Source organism: uncultured Rikenella sp. (genome assembly GCF_910579375.1).
GTDB lineage: Bacteria > Bacteroidota > Bacteroidia > Bacteroidales > Rikenellaceae > Rikenella.
In genome coordinates, this window is sequence record NZ_CAJTUJ010000182.1 from 1 (window position 1) to 3,695 (window position 3,695).

At 59.3% G+C, this 3,695-nt stretch carries 3 protein-coding genes; all 3 read right to left on the reverse strand.

From position 1 onward, the window contains the following. Positions 1-233: 233 nt before the first annotated feature. The 3 genes from QZ302_RS09355 to QZ302_RS09365 all read right to left on the reverse strand — a co-directional run bounded on the left by QZ302_RS09355 (position 234) and on the right by QZ302_RS09365 (position 3,250). The gene (locus tag QZ302_RS09355; protein WP_294594748.1) at positions 234-389 is read right to left on the reverse strand and encodes a hypothetical protein; all 156 of its coding nucleotides are present in this window, start codon (positions 387-389) and stop codon (positions 234-236) included. Between the two features lie 79 nt (positions 390-468). After that, the gene (locus tag QZ302_RS09360) at positions 469-1,956 is read right to left on the reverse strand and encodes an MBOAT family O-acyltransferase (RefSeq protein WP_294594750.1); all 1,488 of its coding nucleotides are present in this window, start codon (positions 1,954-1,956) and stop codon (positions 469-471) included. Next, positions 1,937-3,250, reverse strand: coding sequence for a GDSL-type esterase/lipase family protein (locus QZ302_RS09365; protein WP_294594753.1), 1,314 nt, complete (start codon positions 3,248-3,250; stop codon positions 1,937-1,939). The genes QZ302_RS09360 and QZ302_RS09365 overlap by 20 nt, the downstream gene beginning before the upstream one ends. Positions 3,251-3,695: the final 445 nt, after the last annotated feature.

The window sequence follows — 3,695 nt, forward strand, 5'->3', positions numbered from 1 at the left end:
TCCCGGGCGTCCGACTCGCTTTGTTCAGGGCGAATAGGTAATCCCCTGATAGGGTAGTTTAGCGGAACGGGTCGGAGCCAGCGTGGCCGGAAACGAGCTTTGCGAAGTTGCAGGCCTACGCCTGGGGTGGCTCCGGCCCGGGCGGTTTTTCGAACCGCAGGATTCAACTCAAAAGTAGGGTAGCGGCTGTTAGGGTAGCTCCAGCCCCCCTTGCCCCCGCGGGCCCGCGGCGTTTATTCCGAGAGGCAACGCAACTGAAGACCGTGGCCACGGTTACCCACATAACTGGGATTGAACATCCCCGGTTCCGAAGCCAAATACCGCACCGTGCCGTCGCCCGTCACCGGCGTACACGCCCAGCTGTACCCGTGGCTGCCGACGTACCACAATTCGTCCTCGCTACAGCCGCGGTAGCCCGGAGCGGCACGGTGTCAGCGCGTGCGAAAAGAATCGAAAGAACGATAATTGTCAGAACTGGAAGTAGATGAACGGCTGTACGTCTCCGCTGCTCAACTGGGCGATCAGCCAGATCAGACCCGTCGTCATCAGGGCATACACCACGATCGGCAGACGCTGTACCGCCTGCAAAGTCCGCTGTTCGAGCCGGTCGCTCGTGAAGTGGAGCACGTAGCCGATCCCCATCAGCAGCAACACCCACTTGTAACCAGCCACGAAGTCCCAGAAGATTTCCGGGTGGAACGCCGTGAAGATTTGCGAGAAGATTTGTCCGGCCACCTCCATCGACTCCGCCCGGAAGAAGACCCAGGTCGCACAGACGAAACTGAACGTCAGGAGAATGCCTATGATCCTGCGCCAGCGCGGCATATCGGCCCCCGTCGGTCGGAAGCCCGGCGCGAGGTGCATCGTCAGTTTGTGGCCCGCCAGCCCCGCGCCGTGCAGCCCGCCCCACATGACGAAACGCATCGCCGCCCCGTGCCACAACCCGCCGAGCAGCATCGTGATCATCAGGTTCGCGTAAGTCCGCAGCCGCCCCTTGCGGTTCCCGCCCAGCGAGATGTAGAGATAATCTTTCAGCCAGGTCGAAAGCGAGATGTGCCACCGCCGCCAGAACTCCGTGATGGTGGCCGACTTGTACGGCGAGTTGAAGTTCGCGTTGAACCGGAAACCGAGCAGCAGCGCGATCCCTATGGCCATATCCGAGTAGCCCGAGAAGTCGCAGTAGATCTGCATGGCATAGCCCAATACGCCCATCAGGTTTTCGAGTCCGGTGTAGAGCATCGGGTTGTCGAAGATCCGGTCTACGAAGTTGAGGCTGATGAAGTCCGAAATGACGGCCTTTTTGAACAGCCCGCACAGAATCAGCCATACCCCCTCGCCGAACTGCGCCCGGCTGACGGTCAGCGGCCGCTGGTGGATCTGGGGGATGAAGTCGCGTGCCCGGACGATCGGCCCGGCCACCAGCTGCGGGAAGAACGAGATGTAGAACAGGTAGTCGATCCACCGGTGCAGCGGCCGTACTTTGTCCCGGTAGAGGTCGATGATGTAACTCATCGACTGGAAGGTGAAGAACGATATTCCGATCGGCAGGAAGATGTTCTGGAATTCGAGCGGATCGGCCAGAAAGTTGTTGACGATGTCGATCAGGAAGTTGGTGTACTTGAAGTAGCCCAGCATCCCGAGGTTGATGCAGACGCTCAGAGCCACCCATGCCCGCCGGCTTCCTCTCCGCCGCGAGGTGGCGATGAAGTGACCGATGAAGAAGTCGCTCGTGGCGGTGAACATCAACAGCAGGAAGAAGATGCCGCTGGTCTTGTAGTAGAAGTAGAGCGAGAAGAGGGTGACGTAGACGATCCGCAGGGTGACGGCCCGGCGCATGAATCCGTAGAAGCAGGTGAATCCCAGAAACAGAAAGAGAAACAGACCGCTGGTGAAGAGCAGCGGTTCGGCGGGATTGTATTTCAGCAGGTCGAGGAGGTTACTGAGCTGTGGAGCCATGACCGATGTATCCGTTGTAAAGTGCGTTGTAAATCAGAAGGCCCTGTATGCGGTATCCTTCGGCGGTGTAGTGTATCTTGTCGCGGGCCATGAGGTTGTGGTCGGCCCAGTTGTGTGCCGATCCTTCGCCGCCGGTGGCGGCGTAGAGGTCGATGAAGGCGACGCCCTGTTCTTCGGCATAGCGCCGCAGGGTGCGGCTGATGCGGCCGAAATTGGCGTTGGGCTCCCCTTTTTTGAATGCCTGTACGGGGGCGGTCAGCAGAATGGCGGCTTCGGGATTGGCGGTGCGCAGCGGCGAGACGAACCGATCCACTTCGCGGTAGAAGACGTCGTCGTTGAAGTTGCTGCCGGCGGCTTCGTTCGAGCCCATCGAGAGGATGATCAGGTCGGGTTCCAGCGCGGTGCTCTGGCGAACGACCTCTTCCTGCTTGCCCCAGTGCAGGAAGCAGGCGCTGTTGACTCCCATGGCGTGGTAGAGGATGCCGTTGCGGCCGTTTTCCAGCGAAAAGCCGTAGATGGGCCCGTGGGCGAATTTTCCGTCGGCGTAGGTGTGCAGTTCGAGGGAGTCGACGTTCGAGACGAGGTCGATGTCGGTGTTGAAGTCGTAGATAATGTCCGGGGTTCCGATTCCGGCCGAGAGGCTGTCGGGTGCTTCAATGATCGGGGCGTATTTCCCGTGAAAGATCCGGACTTTGTTGAAACTGTAGTCGAGGGTGTCTTTGGTGGGCAGGGCGCAGAGCAGGAGTTTGTTCTCGGCGCGCGAGCTCTGGACGGCGATGCCGGTGATGCCGATCGGCTGGCTGGCTCCTTTCCCCTGAATGATGCGGGCGCAGCTCCATTCGCCGCAGGCACCCGAGACGGGTCGGATGGCGTAGTCGCGGGGTTCGTTGCTGCCGCCGAGTTTGTGGGGGACGATCATGCCTCGTCCGGCGTTTCCGAATCGGGCGTGGAGGTGGCGCATAATGACGTCGGGAATCACGCCGCCTTGGATGTGCGAGTCTCCGAACTGAATGATATTGACACGACGGATGGCCTCTTCGACCGTTGTGTCGGCGGTGTCGGAGACGGGAAAACGCAGGGGATCGAGTCGCCTGAGTTTACTATAAAAAGCGGCGAGGTGATCGGTCGGGTCGCACAAGGTGTCGGCGGCGGTATCGACAAAGGAGTAGGAGGCGATAAACACCGAGTCGGAGGGAACGATTTCTGTTTCCTGTTGTTCCTGACGTTTTTCAGCGCCGCAACTGCTCAGGGCGATTACGGCTGCGAGTACGCTGTAAATGATATACTTTAGCATCTGTTTCGACACTTAAAATTCGGTTATGTTTCCAAGGCGGCAGGGCCTGTGCATTTCAGGTCGCACTTGTGAACGAGTCTGGGGCTGAGGCGATCGTTAGTTGTTGGGCCGCCGGCAGCTGGAGGATGAGTCAGCATCCGTCTAAAGTTTTTCTGGTTTTCTTTGTTCACAACCGACGCTGCCAGCGAGGGCAATGCAAACGCAGTTTGCAAATTGCCGAGCGGCGAGGAGGAACCGAGTAGCGTACCGAGGGCAGAGACCGCTTGCGGGCTTTGCCGAGGTAGCACGAGGAAGCCGAAGGCAACGCGAAGCCAACGAGAACAGTTCCAGCCGGGTCAAAGCTCGACCGCGCGCCGCCGCCTAAAGAAGCGATTCAACTATTTCGGCGGTGAGCCGAAATAGTTGAATCGCGCAAGGCGCGCGAATAAAGAACTGTACTCGAAAA